Origin of the sequence: Paenibacillus sp. CCS19, from assembly GCF_033239625.1 — a bacterium.
Taxonomy (GTDB): Bacteria; Bacillota; Bacilli; order Paenibacillales; family Paenibacillaceae; genus Paenibacillus_T.
The window spans coordinates 1-690 of record NZ_BTCK01000104.1; the positions used below are offsets into that span (position 1 = coordinate 1).

The 690-nt window shown below is 44.1% G+C and carries 1 protein-coding gene; it reads right to left on the reverse strand.

What is annotated here, in order from left to right:
- On the reverse strand, positions 1–577 hold a 577-nt coding region (locus tag SBI19_RS29365; RefSeq protein WP_317973074.1), incomplete at its 3' end, for an IS3 family transposase.
- Positions 578–690 lie beyond the last annotated feature (113 nt).

Consider the following 690-nt stretch of genomic DNA (forward strand, 5'->3'; position numbering starts at 1 on the left):
CTTTCTCTATTTCAAACGCCTTAGTGAACGTTTCTAGCACAAGCTCTTTATCGTTTCGCAAGCCCATGTTATAGGCTACAATCTTGTTACCACATAAGTCTTTGATGGCAGAGAGGTACAGCCAGCAGTCCTGTACTCGATATTGCGTGATATCTGTTACCCATTTCTGCTTCGGCGCAGTCGTTTCAAAATTGCGATCTAGTATATTTCTAGCCACCCGATCTCCATAATTCCATCCCCGATGATGATGAAATTTTCGACGTATTTTAGCGTACAGACCCATTTCCTGCATAAGTCGCTGCACTTTCTTATGATTCATCCATACCTCATGATCTTGAAGTACGAACAGCTGTACTTGACGATAACCATATTTACCATCATAACGTTCATACGTGGCGCGAATGATCTCCCTGAATGGTTGATCCTTGTCTATGTCTTTTCGTTTGAGATAGGCATAAAATCCGCTTCTCGAGATCCCGACTTCTTTGCAAAGCTCTGCAACGGTAAAATGCTCTCGTAGCTCTTCGACGAGCCGTTGCTTCTCTGGTACACCTCCGCCTTCGTAATGGCCAACCACTTTTTTAGAACGGCATTCTCCAACTCAAGCCTTTTGACATAGCGGTCCTCATCCACGTATTCCTTTCTCTTCCCGCGAGTATCCATTAATCCGAATTCACCCATTTGCTTGTA